Annotated in this window: 11 protein-coding genes; 1 reads left to right on the plus strand and 10 read right to left on the minus strand. The window is 65.7% G+C overall.

Features of this window, described 5'->3' with window-relative positions; translation table 11 throughout:
• Window positions 1-62: 62 nt before the first annotated feature.
• Genes ACM43_RS26940 through ACM43_RS26950 form a run of 3 tightly spaced genes read right to left on the minus strand, consistent with a single transcriptional unit; the run spans window position 63 to window position 5,032 of the window.
• Window positions 63-1,460, minus strand: a complete 1,398-nt coding sequence (locus ACM43_RS26940) for a nucleobase:cation symporter-2 family protein (protein WP_271544181.1) — start codon at window positions 1,458-1,460, stop codon at window positions 63-65.
• 24 nt (window positions 1,461-1,484) lie between these two features.
• Window positions 1,485-4,208, minus strand: a complete 2,724-nt coding sequence (locus ACM43_RS26945; RefSeq protein WP_271544183.1) for a molybdopterin-dependent oxidoreductase — start codon at window positions 4,206-4,208, stop codon at window positions 1,485-1,487.
• On the minus strand, window positions 4,205-5,032 hold the full coding sequence (locus ACM43_RS26950) for an FAD binding domain-containing protein (protein ID WP_271544185.1): 828 nt from the start codon (window positions 5,030-5,032) through the stop codon (window positions 4,205-4,207). Before ACM43_RS26950 ends, ACM43_RS26945 begins: the two co-directional genes overlap by 4 nt.
• Window positions 5,033-5,178: 146 nt before the next feature.
• Here ACM43_RS26950 and ACM43_RS26955 point away from each other — a divergent pair, with 146 nt between their 5' ends.
• Window positions 5,179-6,528, plus strand: coding sequence for an 8-oxoguanine deaminase (locus ACM43_RS26955; RefSeq protein WP_157283873.1), 1,350 nt, complete (start codon window positions 5,179-5,181; stop codon window positions 6,526-6,528).
• Window positions 6,529-6,638: 110 nt separating this feature from the next.
• Here ACM43_RS26955 and ACM43_RS26960 read toward each other — a convergent pair whose 3' ends face one another.
• From ACM43_RS26960 to biuH, 7 genes are all read right to left on the minus strand, one after another.
• Window positions 6,639-7,715 (minus strand): BMP family ABC transporter substrate-binding protein, encoded by a 1,077-nt coding sequence (locus tag ACM43_RS26960; protein WP_271544188.1) that lies wholly within the window; start codon window positions 7,713-7,715, stop codon window positions 6,639-6,641.
• A gap of 76 nt (window positions 7,716-7,791) precedes the next feature.
• Window positions 7,792-8,709, minus strand: a complete 918-nt coding sequence (locus ACM43_RS26965) for an ABC transporter permease (protein ID WP_271544190.1) — start codon at window positions 8,707-8,709, stop codon at window positions 7,792-7,794.
• Window positions 8,696-9,790, minus strand: coding sequence for an ABC transporter permease (locus tag ACM43_RS26970; protein ID WP_271544192.1), 1,095 nt, complete (start codon window positions 9,788-9,790; stop codon window positions 8,696-8,698). The genes ACM43_RS26965 and ACM43_RS26970 overlap by 14 nt, the downstream gene beginning before the upstream one ends.
• Window positions 9,774-11,345 carry an ABC transporter ATP-binding protein gene (locus ACM43_RS26975; protein WP_271544194.1) on the minus strand — a complete coding sequence of 524 codons (1,572 nt, stop codon included), beginning with the start codon at window positions 11,343-11,345 and terminating at the stop codon, window positions 9,774-9,776. The genes ACM43_RS26970 and ACM43_RS26975 overlap by 17 nt, the downstream gene beginning before the upstream one ends.
• A gap of 358 nt (window positions 11,346-11,703) precedes the next feature.
• Entirely contained in the window at window positions 11,704-12,189 is a 486-nt protein-coding gene (locus tag ACM43_RS26980) for a nucleoside deaminase (protein ID WP_271544196.1), read from the minus strand.
• A gap of 11 nt (window positions 12,190-12,200) precedes the next feature.
• A complete protein-coding gene (locus tag ACM43_RS26985; RefSeq protein ID WP_225182870.1) occupies window positions 12,201-13,733 on the minus strand; it encodes an ABC transporter ATP-binding protein in 1,533 nt (510 codons plus the stop codon).
• The gene (biuH, locus tag ACM43_RS26990; protein WP_063688390.1) at window positions 13,730-14,413 is read right to left on the minus strand and encodes a biuret amidohydrolase; all 684 of its coding nucleotides are present in this window, start codon (window positions 14,411-14,413) and stop codon (window positions 13,730-13,732) included. The genes ACM43_RS26985 and biuH overlap by 4 nt, the downstream gene beginning before the upstream one ends.
• Between the last annotated feature and the right edge of the window lie 10 nt (window positions 14,414-14,423).

Here is a 14,423-nt window from a genome sequence, read left to right on the forward strand (position 1 = left end):
CAAGATCATGCTCAAACAATCAACTAAAGCACGATGACGATTCATCCTAGTCGCATCGCGCTTTAGACATGCTGTGCCGATGCGGCGGCTGACGCCGCGTCGGCCTCGGCGGCAGCGCCACCGCTCAATCCGTTGAAGAAGGCATTGAGCAGCACCGACACGACCGCGCAGAGCAGAATGCCGGACTCCAGCAGCGGGTGCAGATTGTGCGGCAGATTGCGGAAAAAACCGGGAGCAACGAGCGGGATCAATCCAAAGCCGATCGAGATCGCGACAATGAAGAGATTGTAGCGGTTGTTGCGGAAATCGACCGAGGCCAGGATGCGTGCACCGGTGGCCGCCACCATGCCGAACATCACGAGGCCGGCGCCGCCGAGCACGACCAGCGGCACCGCCTCCACCAGCGCAGCGAGCTTCGGTAGCAGCCCGAGCACGAGCAGGATGCAGCCGCCCGTGACCGTCACCCAGCGCGATCGCACGGCCGTGACTGAGACGAGGCCGACGTTCTGCGAAAACGAGGTATAGGGAAACGTGTTGAAGATGCCGCCGAGCAGCGTGCCGAGCCCGTCAGCGCGCAAGCCGCGGCTCAAGGCTTCGCGGTCGACGGCCTTGCCGGTGATCTCGCCGAGCGCCAGGAACATACCGAGCGATTCGATCATCACCACGATCATGACGATGCACATGGTGATGACAGGCACCAGGTGGAATTGCGGCATGCCGAAGCGAAAGGGAATCACGAGTGCGCCCCAGGGGGCGGCGGCGACCTTCTCGAAATGCATCACGCCCAGAATGCTCGCGAGCACCGCGCCGGCGATGATGCCGAGCAGCACGGCGACGTTGGCAAGAAACCCGCTGCCCCATTTGATCAGGCCGAGGATGAAGAGCAGCACGAACAGCGAGATGCCGAGCCCCTGCAATTGTCCATAGGCTGGATTGGGAAAGCTGCCGGAAACGCCGTCGACCACCTTCGTCAGCGTCGGCAGGCCGCCGCCGGCCCAGTTGATGCCGACGCGCATCAGGGAGATGCCGATGATGAGAATGATGGTGCCGGTGACGACGGGAGGAAACAGCGGCAGCAGCCGGCTGACGAACGGCGCAACGACGATGCCGAACAGGCCGGCGGCGATCACGGAGCCGTAGATGCCGAGCAGGCCGATGTCCGGTGAACCCGCCATCGACAGCATCGGACCGACCGACGCGAACGTCACGCCCATCATCACGGGCAGGCGGATGCCGACGCCGGGGAAGCCGAGGCACTGGACCAGCGTCACAAGTCCGCAGGCGAACAGGTCGGCGCTGATCAGGAAGGCGACATCCTCCGGCGGCAGCTTCAGCGCGCGGCCGATGATGAGGGGGACCGCGACCGCGCCGGCATACATCACCAGCACGTGCTGGAGCCCGAGCGCGAGCAGGCGCGGGACCGGCAGGACCTCGTCGACGGGATGGACGTCGTTGCTCATGGATGTATCCCCCGAAACGTGCGTCTAGCCAAATTTGCCATGGAGCGCCGGAAACAGCCGGTCCGGCTTGAAGGGCGGCGCGGTGAAGCGAATGCCGGTGGCATCCGCGATCGCGTTGCCGAGCGCGGCGGCGACCGGATTGTACGGGCTCTCGCTCATCGACTTCGCGCCGAGCGGGCCGATCGTGTCGGACGTCTCGGCGAAGAAGACCTCCGTGCGCGGGACGTCGGCGAAAGAGGGCAGGTGGTAGTCGCGGAATTTCGGATTGGTGACACGCCCGCTCGCGTCGATCACCATCTCCTCGTAGAGCGCAGCGCCGAGCGCCTGCGCCACGCCGCCTTCGACCTGACCGCGGCACTGCATGGGATTGGCGACGACGCCGGCGTCCGCGGCGTGCACGCTCCTGAGAATCCGGAGCTCGCCGGTCGCCTTGTTCACCGCGACGCGAAAGCCCTGCACGTTGAACCCCACCGATCGCGGCGTGCCGCCGGACGTGCCGCTGCCTGCGAACGGCCGGCCGCGCTCGCGGGCGAGCTTCGCCAGCTCCGTGAAAGGCATGCGGCGGACGCCGCTGACGACGGAGTCCGCATCGAGCGCGCAAGTCTCCACATCGCACAGCCAGGCCCCGGCGGCTGCCGCCTTCAGCTCGCTCGCAAGCTGGACGGCGGCCGCATGCGTCGCCTTGCCCGCAACGAAGGTGCCGGCGCTGCCATACGCGCCGGTGTCGTGGCCGCCATGGGCGGTGTCGGACTGGCGCAGACGAATCTTGTCGACGGTGGTCGCCAGCGTGGTCGCCGCGATCTGGCGATGCACGGTGCTGGTGCCGTTGCCGAACTCGGCCGTGCCGACGGTGAGGTCGAAGCCTCCGTCGTCGTTGAGCGCGATCGTCGCATCGGCGAAGTGGCCGGCCGGCGGCACCGTGTCGATCATGGTCAGCGCGATGCCGTCGCCAATCAGCCAATCCGGCGACAGCTCCGGCTGCGGGGTATCGGCCTGCATCGCGCGCTCGACGAGATCGAGGCACTGGTCGAGCCCGTAGGAGCCGTAGAGCACGTCGTGATATTCGGAGGGCGGCGGAGACAGCATGGGATCGCCGGGCCTCACGATATTGCGTCGGCGCATCTCGTAGGGACTGATTCCGAGCTGCCTCGCCAATTCGTCGATCGCCGCTTCCACCGCGATCAGCGCCTGCGGCAGGCCGTAGCCGCGAAACGCGCCTGCCGGCACGGTGTTGGTGTAGACGGCGACGCCGTCGACCCGCTTGTTCGGGCAATTGTAGACGGCGATGGACTCGGCCAGCGCGTGGAACATCACGGGGCCGGCATGATTGCCGTAGGCACCGGTGTTGGAGAGCACGTCGAGCTGGAGCGCAGTGAGCTTGCCGCCCGCATCAGCGCCGGCTTTGACTTGGATCCGCATCGGATGCCGCGTCGAGGTCGCGATGAACTGCTCCTCGCGTGTCAGCTCCAGCTTGACCGGCCGCCCAGTCTTCAGCGCGGCAAGCGCCAGGATGTCCTCGACGAACATCTCCTGCTTGCCGCCGAACCCGCCGCCGACGCGTTCGCAGAACACGCGGACCTTGTCCATGGGGAGCTGGAAGATGTCCGACAGCGCACGCCGGGTCAGGAACGGCACTTGCGTCGAGGTGCGGACGTTGAGCACGCCGGAATCATCGAGCCAGGCAAGGCCACCATGGGTCTCGAGCGCAGCGTGCTGCACACGGTGACTGTGGAAAGTGGCCTCATAGGTGGCGGCAGATGTGGCGAGGGCCGATGCGACATCGCCGAACTCGCCATGCGTCTCCGCGACCAGATTGCGCTGGGCATCGGCAACGCGGTTCGCAGTGGTGCGGTCGGGATGGATGACCGGCGCACCCGGGGCCATCGCCAGCTCGGGATCGATCAGCGCCGGCAGGACCTCGTAACTGACTTTCAGCTTGCGGCACGCCGCCTCGGCGGCGGCTTCGGTCTCGGCGACGACGGCGGCGACCTTCTGGCCGATGAACCGGACGACATCGTCGAGGACGCGGGTATCCTCGGGGTCCATCCAGTCTTTCTCATGCCGCGCCGTCGAGATCAGGACGGACGGCGCATCCTCATGCGTCAGCACAGCGTGCACGCCGGGAATGCTCAGCGCGTCAGACTTGTCAATCGCGACGATCCTGGCGTGCGCATGCGGCGAGCGCAGCAGCTTGATGTGCAGCAGACCATCGATTGCGGTGTCGAAGGTGTAGCGTGCCGTGCCGCGGACCACGTCGGGGCCTGCGGGGGCGGGCAGGCTGCGGCCGAAGGCGGCGCCGGCCTCGACGCTCGCCTCGACATTGGTCTTGCCGAGGATCGCGTCCTCGATCGACCGATAACCGGTGCAGCGGCAGATATTGCCTTTCAGCGCCGTGCCGAGATCGGTGCGCTGCGCCTGGTTCAGCGAGGCGCAGGTCAGGATCATGCCGGCGGTGCAGAATCCGCATTGAAAGCCCTGCGCATCGAGGAAGGCCTGCTGCATCGGATGCGTGCCGTGATCGCCGCCAAGGCCTTCGATCGTGGTCACGCTGCGGCCCTCGGCCCGGAACGCCGGGATCAGGCAGCTGTGCACCGGCTCGCCGTCCAGCAGCACGGTGCAGGCGCCGCAGTCGCCGGCATCGCAGCCTTTCTTCACGCCGAAATGGCCAAGCTCGCGCAGGAACGTGCGCAGGCACTGGCCGGCGCGCGGCTCCTGGGAAAATGCCTCGCCATTGACCTCCAGACTCATGCGGTTATCGCTCCCAGCAGCTCGCCGCGAATGTCCTCGGCCAGGCGCAGCGTCATGTGCTTGCGCCAGAGTGGCGCGCCATGGATGTCCGTGTGGTACAGATCATCGGTAATCTCCTGCATGAGCGCCGCGCGCAACGCGCTTGCGTCCGGGGCTTTGGGGAAGCGCAGCTGGATTGGCCGCACCGTCGACGCGGTGACCGTGAGTGTCAGCGTATCGTCGGCTTCGAGACTGCCGATCAGCAGCGCCGCCGAGCGGCCGACCGGCGCCAGCGAGATCTGGCGGAAGGCCGTACGGCGCTTCAGCGCGGGAAGCGGGATGTCGATCTGCCGGAGCAGGTCGCCTGGCGTCAGGCGATTGCGCTGGTTGCCGGTGACGAATTCGGTGACCGGAAGCCTCTGTTCACCGCCGCCGGCCTTCCAGATGGTGCAGACGCCGTCGAGTGCCGACGTCAGCGAGATCATCGGTCCCGCCGGCAGCGACATGCAGAGATTGCCGCCGACGGTCGCGGTCTTCCAGATCTTGAACGAGGCAAGGAAGGCCCGGCAACACTGGTTGATCAGCGGCGCTGCGAGCCAATCGGACGGGCAGGCGAGTCCATCGAGCTCTGCGATGGTGCAAGTGGCGGCGATCGAGAGGTGGCTCTCTGTGATCGCAAGTGCCGGCCATTTCAGATCGGTGAGATCGATCAGTCGCGTCAGATGCGTTTGCGGCTCCGAGAACAGCCAGGTGCCGCCCGCGAGCCAAGCATCACCTGCCGTCCAAACGGGCAGCTGCGCGCGCGTTTGCGGATGGGCGACGGCTGTGATGGTATTCAAGTCCATGGCTGCGCCAACGCTTCCGACGGTTGAATGGTCCGAGCGAAGTGTTGCAAGACGGGAGCCAAGTGGCAACAACAAGTCGAAGCAAGGACGCAATCGTCCTCGGCCTTGCAGGTCCGCCGTCAGCGTGGGTGAGGAGAAGCAGGATCATGACTGAGGCAAGTTCGACCTGGATCAGGGATCCCCTGGCCATCCTCGCCGACGGGGCCGAGCGCGGCATTGTCGTGAAGGGCGGCCGAATCGTCGAGCTCGTGCCGGCGGGCGGCGTGCCCGCAACCGCCGATGTCGCAGTGTTCGATGCGGGCGAACACGTCGTGCTGCCGGGCCTGATCAATACCCATCATCACTTCTACCAGACGCTGACGCGGGCGCTGCCGGCGGCGATGGACCGCGAGCTGTTCCCCTGGCTCCAGGCGCTCTATCCGTTGTGGGCAAGGCTGACGCCGGAAGCGCTCGAGCTCGGCGTCACCGTGGCGATGTCCGAGCTCCTGCTCTCCGGCTGCACCACCACGACGGATCACCACTACGTCTTCCCGCCCGGACTCGAAGACGCCGTCGATATCGAGGTGGCGGTGGCGAAGCGCCTCGGCGTGCGCGTGCTGCTCACGCGCGGCTCGATGAACCTGTCGCAGCGCGACGGCGGCTTGCCGCCCGACAGTGTCGTGCAGGACGAGGACACCATTCTCGCCGATAGCGCCCGCGTGGTCGCCAAGCATCATCAGCGCGGCGCGGATGCGATGGTGCAGATTGCGCTCGCGCCATGCTCGCCGTTCTCGGTGACGACGTCGCTGATGCGCGCCACGGCCGATCTCGCTGACAAGCTCGATTTGCGCCTGCACACCCATCTCGCCGAAACCGAGGACGAGAACAGCTTCTGCCAGCGGATGTATGGCTGCCGTCCGCTCGACTATCTCGAGCAATGCGGTTGGCTCAATGCGCGCACCTGGCTCGCCCACGGAATCTTCTTCAATCCGGATGAGATGAGACGGCTCGGCAAGGCCGGCACGACCGTCAGCCATTGTGCGTGCAGCAACCAGCTGCTCGCGTCGGGCTGTTGCCCGGTGTGCGACATGGAAGAGGCCGGCGTCGGGATCGGCATTGGTGTCGACGGCTCGGCCTCTAACGACGGATCCAACCTGATGCAGGAGGTGCGGGCCGCGTTCCTGCTGCAACGCGCGCGTTATGGCGTCACGAAGGTCAGCCACAAGGATGCGCTGCGCTGGGCCACCAAGGGCTCGGCGGCATGTGTGGGCCGGCCGGAACTCGGCGACATCGCCGTTGGCAAGGCCGCCGATCTTGCGCTGTTCCGGCTCGACGAGCTGCGCTTCTCGGGCCACGGCGATCCGCTCGCCGCGCTCGTGCTGTGCGGGGCGCATCGCGCCGACCGGGTGATGGTGGCTGGAAAATGGGCGGTGATCGACGGTGCGATCCCGGGTCTCGATGTGGCAGACCTCATCTGCCGCCACAGTTCCGCGGCGCGGGCCATGCAGGCTGGATAGCCGGGCGAAATAGAGAAAGAGGGGGCAGCCACAAGTGCCGGGTGCTTCTGGCCACCCCCTCCGAACCTCCTCCGGGAGGAGCAGGTGATTTAGTCAATGCAAGAAGCGTGCTACTTGCCTGGCAGCTTGTCGTCGATGCCTTTCACGTAGAAATTCATGCCGAGGATCTGGCCGTCATCCAGGTGACCGCCGCCCTTGCATTCGACCGGCTTGCCGTCCTGCCCAACGATCGGGCATTTGAACGGATGCAGCTTGCCCGCGGTGATCGCGGCCTGGGCATCCTCAGCCATTTTTTTCACATCGTCGGGCATGTTGGTGTAGGGCGCCATGGTGAACATTTGGCTGTCGAGGCCACCCCAGGTGTCCTCGGACTTCCAGGTGCCGGCGAGCTCGGCCTTGACGCGCTGAATGTAGTAGGGGCCCCAGTTGTTGATGATCGAGGTCAGCTGGGCCTTTGGCCCGAACTGGATCATTTCGGAATCCTGGCCGAAGGCCAGTTTGCCGCGTTCGCTGGCGATTTGCATGGCGGCCGGCGAATCCGTGTGCTGCATCAAGACGTCGGCACCCTGGTCGATCAGCGCCTTGGCGGCGTCGGCCTCCTTGCCTGGGTCGAACCAGGTGTTGGCCCAGATGATCTTGACCTTGATGTTCGGATTGATGGTCTGCGCCGCCAGTATTGTCGCGTTGATGCCGGAGACGACCTCCGGAATCGGGAACGAGCCGATATAGCCGAGCACGCCCGACTTCGACATCTTCGCCGCAATCAGGCCTTGAATGTAGCGGCCCTGATACCATTTCGCCGAATAGGTCGACATGTTCGGGTTGCGCTTGTAGCCGGTGGCGTGCTCGAAATGCACGTTCGGATATTTCTTGGCGACCTTCAGCGTCGGATCCATGTAGCCGAACGATGTGGTGAAGATCAGTTTGTTGCCGGCGCGGACGAGCTGCTCGATCGCTCGCTCGGAGTCCGGGCCTTCGGGCACGTTCTCGAGATAAGTGGTCTCGATCTTGTCGCCCAATTCTTTCACCAGCGCCTGGCGACCGAGGTCGTGCTGATAGGTCCAGCCGAGGTCTCCGATCGGACCGAGATAAACGAAACCGACTTTCAGCTTGTCGGCGGCGGAGGCCGCACTGACGCTCGCAGCGAGCAAGAGCCCGGCAGCCAGTGCAAGAAGTGATTTCCTCATCATCGATCTCCAAACTTCGGGGGAAGCCACGATCCGCAGCATGCGCGCCCCATCGTGCACACTGCCGAAACGAAATTCAACGGTCGGGCACGAACACCGTGCCGAGCGCGGCCGGTGCGGTTGAGCCGCCCGTGCGCGCGCGGGAGAGCAGGACCAGCACGATGACCGTCGCGAGATAAGGCAGTGCCGACATGAATTGCGAGGGAATGCCGACGCCCCATCCTTGCGCATGCAGTTGCAGGATCGTCACCGCGCCGAACAGATAGGCGCCGATGACGAGCCGGCCCGGCCGCCAGGACGAGAACACCACCAGCGCCAGTGCGATCCAACCGCGGCCTGCGGTCATGCCCGGAATGAAGAACGGCGTATAAGCGAGCGGCAGATAGGCGCCCGCAAGACCCGCGCAGGCGCCGCCGAACATCACGGCGAGGGTGCGGATGCGCAGGACGGGATAGCCGAGCGCATGCGCGGAAACGTGATTGTCGCCGCAGGCGCGGAGGATCAAGCCTGCCCGGGTGCGGTACAGGAACCACCACACCGCGACGATCAGTGCGATCGAGAAATAGACGAAACCATTCTCGCCGAACAGCACGCGGCCGATCAGGGGGACATTAGTGAGACCTGGAATGGCGAGGGGCACGGCCGGCGTGATGCGCTCGCCGACGAAGCCGGCGCCGATCAGGCCGGAGAGCCCGACGCCGAGGATGGTCAGCGCGAGGCCGGTTGCGACCTGGTTGACGGCGAGCCCGAGCGCCATCAGCGCGAACACGAGCGACATCAGCGTGCCTGCAACGATGCCGAACAGCGCGCCGATCAAGATCGATCCGGTCAGCCACGCGCCGGCAAAGCCACAGGCCGCGCCGACGATCATCATGCCCTCGACGCCGAGATTGAGCACGCCGGAACGCTCGGCCACGAGCTCGCCGGTCGCCGCAATCAACAGCGGCGTCGATGCGGCAAGCACCGCCAGGATGATGGCCTCAACCAGCTCCACGGGCCACCACCTTTCGGTTCGGGAACACCAGCTTGAAGCGGTAGAGAATGAGGGAGTCGCAGGCGAGCACGTAAAACAGCAGAATGCCCTGAAAGACCTTGGTGACGTCCAGCGGAATCTTCATCGCGATCTGCGCCTGCTCGCCGCCGATAAAGGTCAACGCGAGGAAGAGGCCTGCAATTAATATTCCAAGCGGGTTCAGCCGGCCGAGGAAAGCGACGATGATCGCGGTAAAGCCGTAGCCTGGCGAGATGCCGGGCTGGAGATGCCCGACTGGACCCGCCACCTCGATGATGCCAGCAAGCCCGGCCAGCGCCCCGGAGACGGCGAAGGTCAGGATGATGAGCTGGTTGGCGTTGAAGCCGCCGAACCGCGCGGCGCGCGGCGCAGCGCCGACCACGCGGATCTCGAAACCCTTGATGGTGCGCCCGAGCAGGATCGCGGCTGCTGCGACGACGAGCAGGGCGATGATCGAGCCGAGATGCAGCCGGCCGCCTTCGATCAGCAACGGCACGGTCGCGACCGGATCGAACTCGGCCGTGGTCGGGAAATTGAAGCCGTGCGGATCGCGCCAGGGGCCGCGCACGAGATAGTCGAGGAAGAGGTCGGCGACATAGACCAGCATCAGGCTGGTCAGGATCTCGCTGGCGCCGAATTTCACCTTGCAGATCGCCGGGATCAGCGCATAGAGCGCGCCCGCAGCGGCGGCGAGGACGAGCATAGCCGGCAGCACCCAGGCGCCGGCATCAGTACCTTGCGTCTTCACCGCGATCCAGCTTCCCGCGACTGCGCCGATCAGGAATTGCCCTTCGGCGCCGATGTTCCAGGCGTTGGCGAGATAGCACAGCGACAGGCCGATCGCGATCATCACCAGCGGCGTCGCCTTCACCGCGATCTCCTGGAGCGAATAGCCGTCGGTGAGGGGCGCAATGAAATAGGCGTGCAGGGCAAGCAGTGGATTCTTGCCGAGGATCGCGAACAGGATGACCATGGTCACGATCGTGAGGCCAATCGCGATCAGGGGGGACACCAGCGCGATCGTGCCGGAGCGCTCGGAACGCTTCTCAAGCACCAGCTGCATGCGCGATCTCCTTTGGCTGCAGGCTGCTGCCGCCCATCAGAAGGCCCAGCTTCTCGCGGCTTGCTTCGCGTGCCGAGAGCGGAGCCGACAGCTTGCCGTGGAACATCACGGCGATGCGGTCGGCAATCTCGGCGAGCTCGTCGAGATCCTGGCTGGTCACGAGGACCGCGGCGCCCGCGGTGGCGAGATCAAGCAGCGCCTGACGGATGACGGCGGCGGCGCCGGCATCGACGCCCCAGGTCGGCTGGCTCACCACCAGTACCGCGGGATTGCGCAGGATCTCGCGTCCCACGATGAACTTCTGCAGATTGCCGCCGGACAGGCTGGCGGCCTCGGGATCGCGCTTGGCCTTGCGGACGTCGAAGGTTTCGGTGGCGCGGTCGACCGTTCTCAGCGTGGCCGCCGTATCGATGAAGCCGCGATGGACCATGCCGCTGGCGGCATGGCCGGTGAGCAGCGCGTTCTCCGACAGTCTCATCCGCGGCGCGGTGCCGTGGCCGAGCCGCTCCTCGGGAACGAAAGCCGCCCCCAGCTTGCGCCGCTGGGTGATCGAAAGGTGACCGGCGGCGATGCCCTCGATCACCACCGTTCCGGGGTTCTTCGCGAGACGCTCGCCGGAGAGCGCTGCGAACAATTCGTCCTGGCCGTTACCGGCGACGCCGGCGATGCCGAGAATCTCGCCGCCCTTCAGCTCGAATGAGATGTGCTCGAGCCGCACGCCGTGCGCTTCGACGGGAGCCAGCGAGAGATCGTTGACGACGAGCCGCGGCACGGTGGTCTTGCGGCCGGATGCGCCCTTCACCTCCTTGACCTCGCCGCCGACCATCATCCGCGCAAGTGAGGCGGCGGTTTCGAGCCGCGGGTTGCAGGTATCGACCTTCCTGCCGCCGCGCAGGATCGTCGCGGTGTCGCAGAGCCGCTTCACCTCCTCCAGCTTGTGGCTGATATAGAGGATGGCGCGGCCCTCTGCCTTGAGGCGATCCAGCACGATGAAGAGCTGGTCAGCCTCCTGCGGCGTCAGCACCGCGGTGGGCTCGTCCAGGATCAGGAATTTCGGATCCTGCATCAGGGCGCGGACGATCTCGATGCGCTGACGCTCGCCGACGGAGAGTTGCCACACCTCACGCCTGGGATCGAGCGGCAGACCGTAAGTCTTCGACACCTGTTCCAGCCGGGCCGACATGTCCTTGAAGGATTCCTTGCCGTCGAGGCCGAGCGCGACGTTCTCGGCAACCGTGAGATTGTCGAACAGCGAGAAGTGCTGGAACACCATGCCGATGCCGCGGCTGCGCGCTTCGGACGGACCGGACAGCACGATCCGCTCGCCCTGCCAGCGAATCTCGCCGGCGCTGGGCTGGATCAGTCCGTAGATCGCCTTGACCAGCGTCGACTTGCCGGCGCCGTTCTCGCCCAGCAGCGCGTGGATTTCCCTCGGGCGGATCTCGATATCGATGCAATCGTTGGCGAGGAAATCGCCATAACGTTTGCTGAGGCCGATGGTCCTCAGGAGCGGGGACTCGCCGCAATGCTGGCCGTCGGGCGTCGGATCTAACATTCGCTGATGCGCTTGCATGGGTGAAGTGCCTCAATACTGGGCCAGTTTGAACCCCGGCGTAAGATGTGAAAAAGCATCATCCCTTGCTCAACGCGTCGGCAGGCTCTCGGCCCAGCGCTCGTCGTCGATTTTCGAGCGATCAAACCCCGCAAACAGCACCTCGTGGGCGGGGCGATTGCGTCTGCCGGCCGGGGCTGTTGCTAATTTGTGACGGTCCAAGGCAAATCGGAACCCGCTGTGCAGACCTGACGCCATGTTGAGCAATGGACGCGTCGGTCGTCCATCGCGCGGAGCGCAGCGGCCGCAATGGCTGCCTCAATGCGGCACTCCACGGTGTCGTCCCCTTTGGGATGTGCTGCTACTCCGTCCAAACGCCGACATGCAGCGCTTCGGCTTCGTCTTCGAGCAGCGGCCCGACGACCTCCGTCGGCCGCTGGCCGCTGGCAAAAACCTCGCGGCATGGCAGGTTGAGCGTCGGATTTTCCGGATGGTTGCCGGTGATGCCGCGCAGGCGATGCTCGCTGAGGCCATAGACGACACGGCCGATACCGGCCCAGTAGATCGCGCCGGCACACATCGCGCAGGGTTCGGCTGAGGAATAGAGCGTGGCCTTCGCCAGCACCTCGCGATCGAGCGTACGGCAGGCCTGGGTGGCTGCGAGCCGCTCGGCATGCGCGGTGCCGTCGCGATCCGGCATGTAGCCGTTCTCAGTCTCGATCAGCACCTTGCCGTCCGCATCGACGACAATGCAGCCGAAGGGGTGGTTGCCATGGGTGAGGGAACGGCCGGCGACCGCGAAAGACAGGCGCAGAAAGTGCTCGTCCCGCCCTGATGCATCGCCCATCGATCCTCCGTTCAGTGCCCCGCCATGTGGCGGCCGACCACCGTGAGATCGGCTTCGCTGGTCCGCGCTTCATACACGAATTCGCCGTGGAACATCACCACGAGCCTATCCGACAGTTCGAGCAGCTCGTCGAGGTCCTCGCTGACGAGCAGGACGGCGGCGCCGCGGTTGCGCGCGGCCATGATCTCGGCATGGATCTGCGCCACCGCCGCGAAATCGAGGCCGAAGCACGGATTGGCGGCGATCAGCACCTCGACGTCGCCGCCGAGCTCGCGGGCCAGTACAGCCCGCTGCACGTTGCCGCCCGACAGCGCCGAGATCGGCGTATCGGGCGTGCGGGTCTTGATCTTGTACTGGCCGATCTTCTTCCTGGCGTCGCTCCGGAAGGCGCTACGATTGAGCCACCAGCCGCCACTTGCAAAGGGTGCGCGGTCGAATTCTCGAAAGGCGATGTTGTCGGCGACGCTCATGCCGCCGACGCAGGCGTTCTTCAGCGGCTCCTCGGGCAGCAGCGACATCCTGTGCCGCCGCATCTCCTCGCGGCTTGCGTGATAGAGATCGCCGGCGACGCGCACCTCCCCGCTCTCGGCCTCGCGCTGGCCGGCCAGCACCTCGACGAGCTGGCGCTGGCCATTCCCGGAAACGCCGGCGATGCCGACGATCTCGCCGGCGCGAACGGTGAGCGAGACATCGTGCACGGCAACGGCGCCCGCATCGTCCAGGGCGCGGAGCTTTTGCAGCTCCAGCCTGGCCTGACCGGCTTCGCCGGTGCGCGGCGGCTGCACCGTCAACTCCTCGGCACCGATCATGGTGCGGGCCATCGCGTCCGGCGTCAGCTCGGAAACCTTGCCGGCACCGGCGAGCTTGCCGCGGCGCAGGATGGTGACGTCATCGGCAAACGCCATGACCTCGCGGAACTTGTGCGTGATCATCAGGATGGTCAGCTCGCCCTTCACAACCATGTCGCGGAGCATGCCGAGCACCTCGTCGGCTTCCGCCGGGGTCAGCACCGAGGTCGGCTCGTCCAGGATCAGGAAGCGCCGCTTCAGATAGAGCTGCTTGAGGATCTCGCACTTCTGCCGTTCGCCGGCAGAGATGTCGGAGACCTTTGCGGAGAGCGGTACCTTGAAGGGCATGCTGCCCAAGAACGCCTCCAGCTCCTTCATCTCGTTCGGCCAGTTCACCACGGCCGGCACGTCATCGCGCGCCAGCACGAGGTTTTCGGCAACCGTCATCGCCGGCACCAGCGTAAAATGCTGGTAGACCATGCCGAGGCCGAGCGCGTGGGCATCCTTCGGGTTGGCGATCGCCTGCTCGCGGCCGCCGACGATGATGTCGCCTTCGGTCGCGTGGTAGTAGCCCATGATGCATTTGACGAGGGTGGATTTGCCGGCGCCATTCTCGCCGAGCAGGGCGTGGAACGAGCCCGGCCGCACCTTCAGCTCGACATTGTCCAGCGCCAGGAAGTCGCCGAAGCGCATGGTCATGGCGACGGCGTCGACGCCGAAGGCGCCCGAGGGCGGTGGCGTTTCGCCGATGATCACGAAATCGCTCCGATGAAGGCATCCGAGGTCGAGACCGCGCCGAATACGCCGCCCTGCATCTTGATCATCTTCAGCGCATGGTCGTGGTTGCTCTTGTCGGTCGCGCCGCAGCAATCGTGCAGCAGGACGCATTCGAAGCCGCGGTCGTTGGCCTCGCGCATCGTGGTGTGGACGCAGACGTCGGTCGTGATCCCGGTCAGCACGATGTTCTCGATGCCGCGCACGCGCAGGATCAGCTCCAGATCGGTGGCGCAGAACGAGCCCTTGCCGGGCTTGTCGATGATCGGCTCGCCCGGCAGCGGCGCCAGCTCCTCGATGATATCCCAGCCGGGCTCGCCGCGCACCAGGATGCGTCCGCACGGGCCGGGATCGCCGATGCCGGCGCCGATCTGGCGCGAGCGCCAGCGCTTGTTGGCGGGCAGGTCGGAGAGATCCGGGCGGTGGCCTTCGCGGGTATGGATGATATGGAAGCCTTGGCTTCGCATCGCTGCGAGCAGCCGCTTGATCGGCTCGATCGGTGCCCGTGTCAGCGAGAGGTCGTAGCCCATCTTGTCGACATAGCCGCCGACCCCGCAGAAATCGGTCTGCATGTCGATGATAATCAGCGCGGTGTTCTCGGGGCGGAGATCACCATTGTAGGGCCAGGCATAGGGCTCGGACTTGATGTAGCGCTCGGGCATGGACGACCTC

It is taken from the genome of Bradyrhizobium sp. CCBAU 45321, assembly GCF_028128975.1.
GTDB classification, from domain to species: domain Bacteria; phylum Pseudomonadota; class Alphaproteobacteria; order Rhizobiales; family Xanthobacteraceae; genus Bradyrhizobium; species Bradyrhizobium yuanmingense.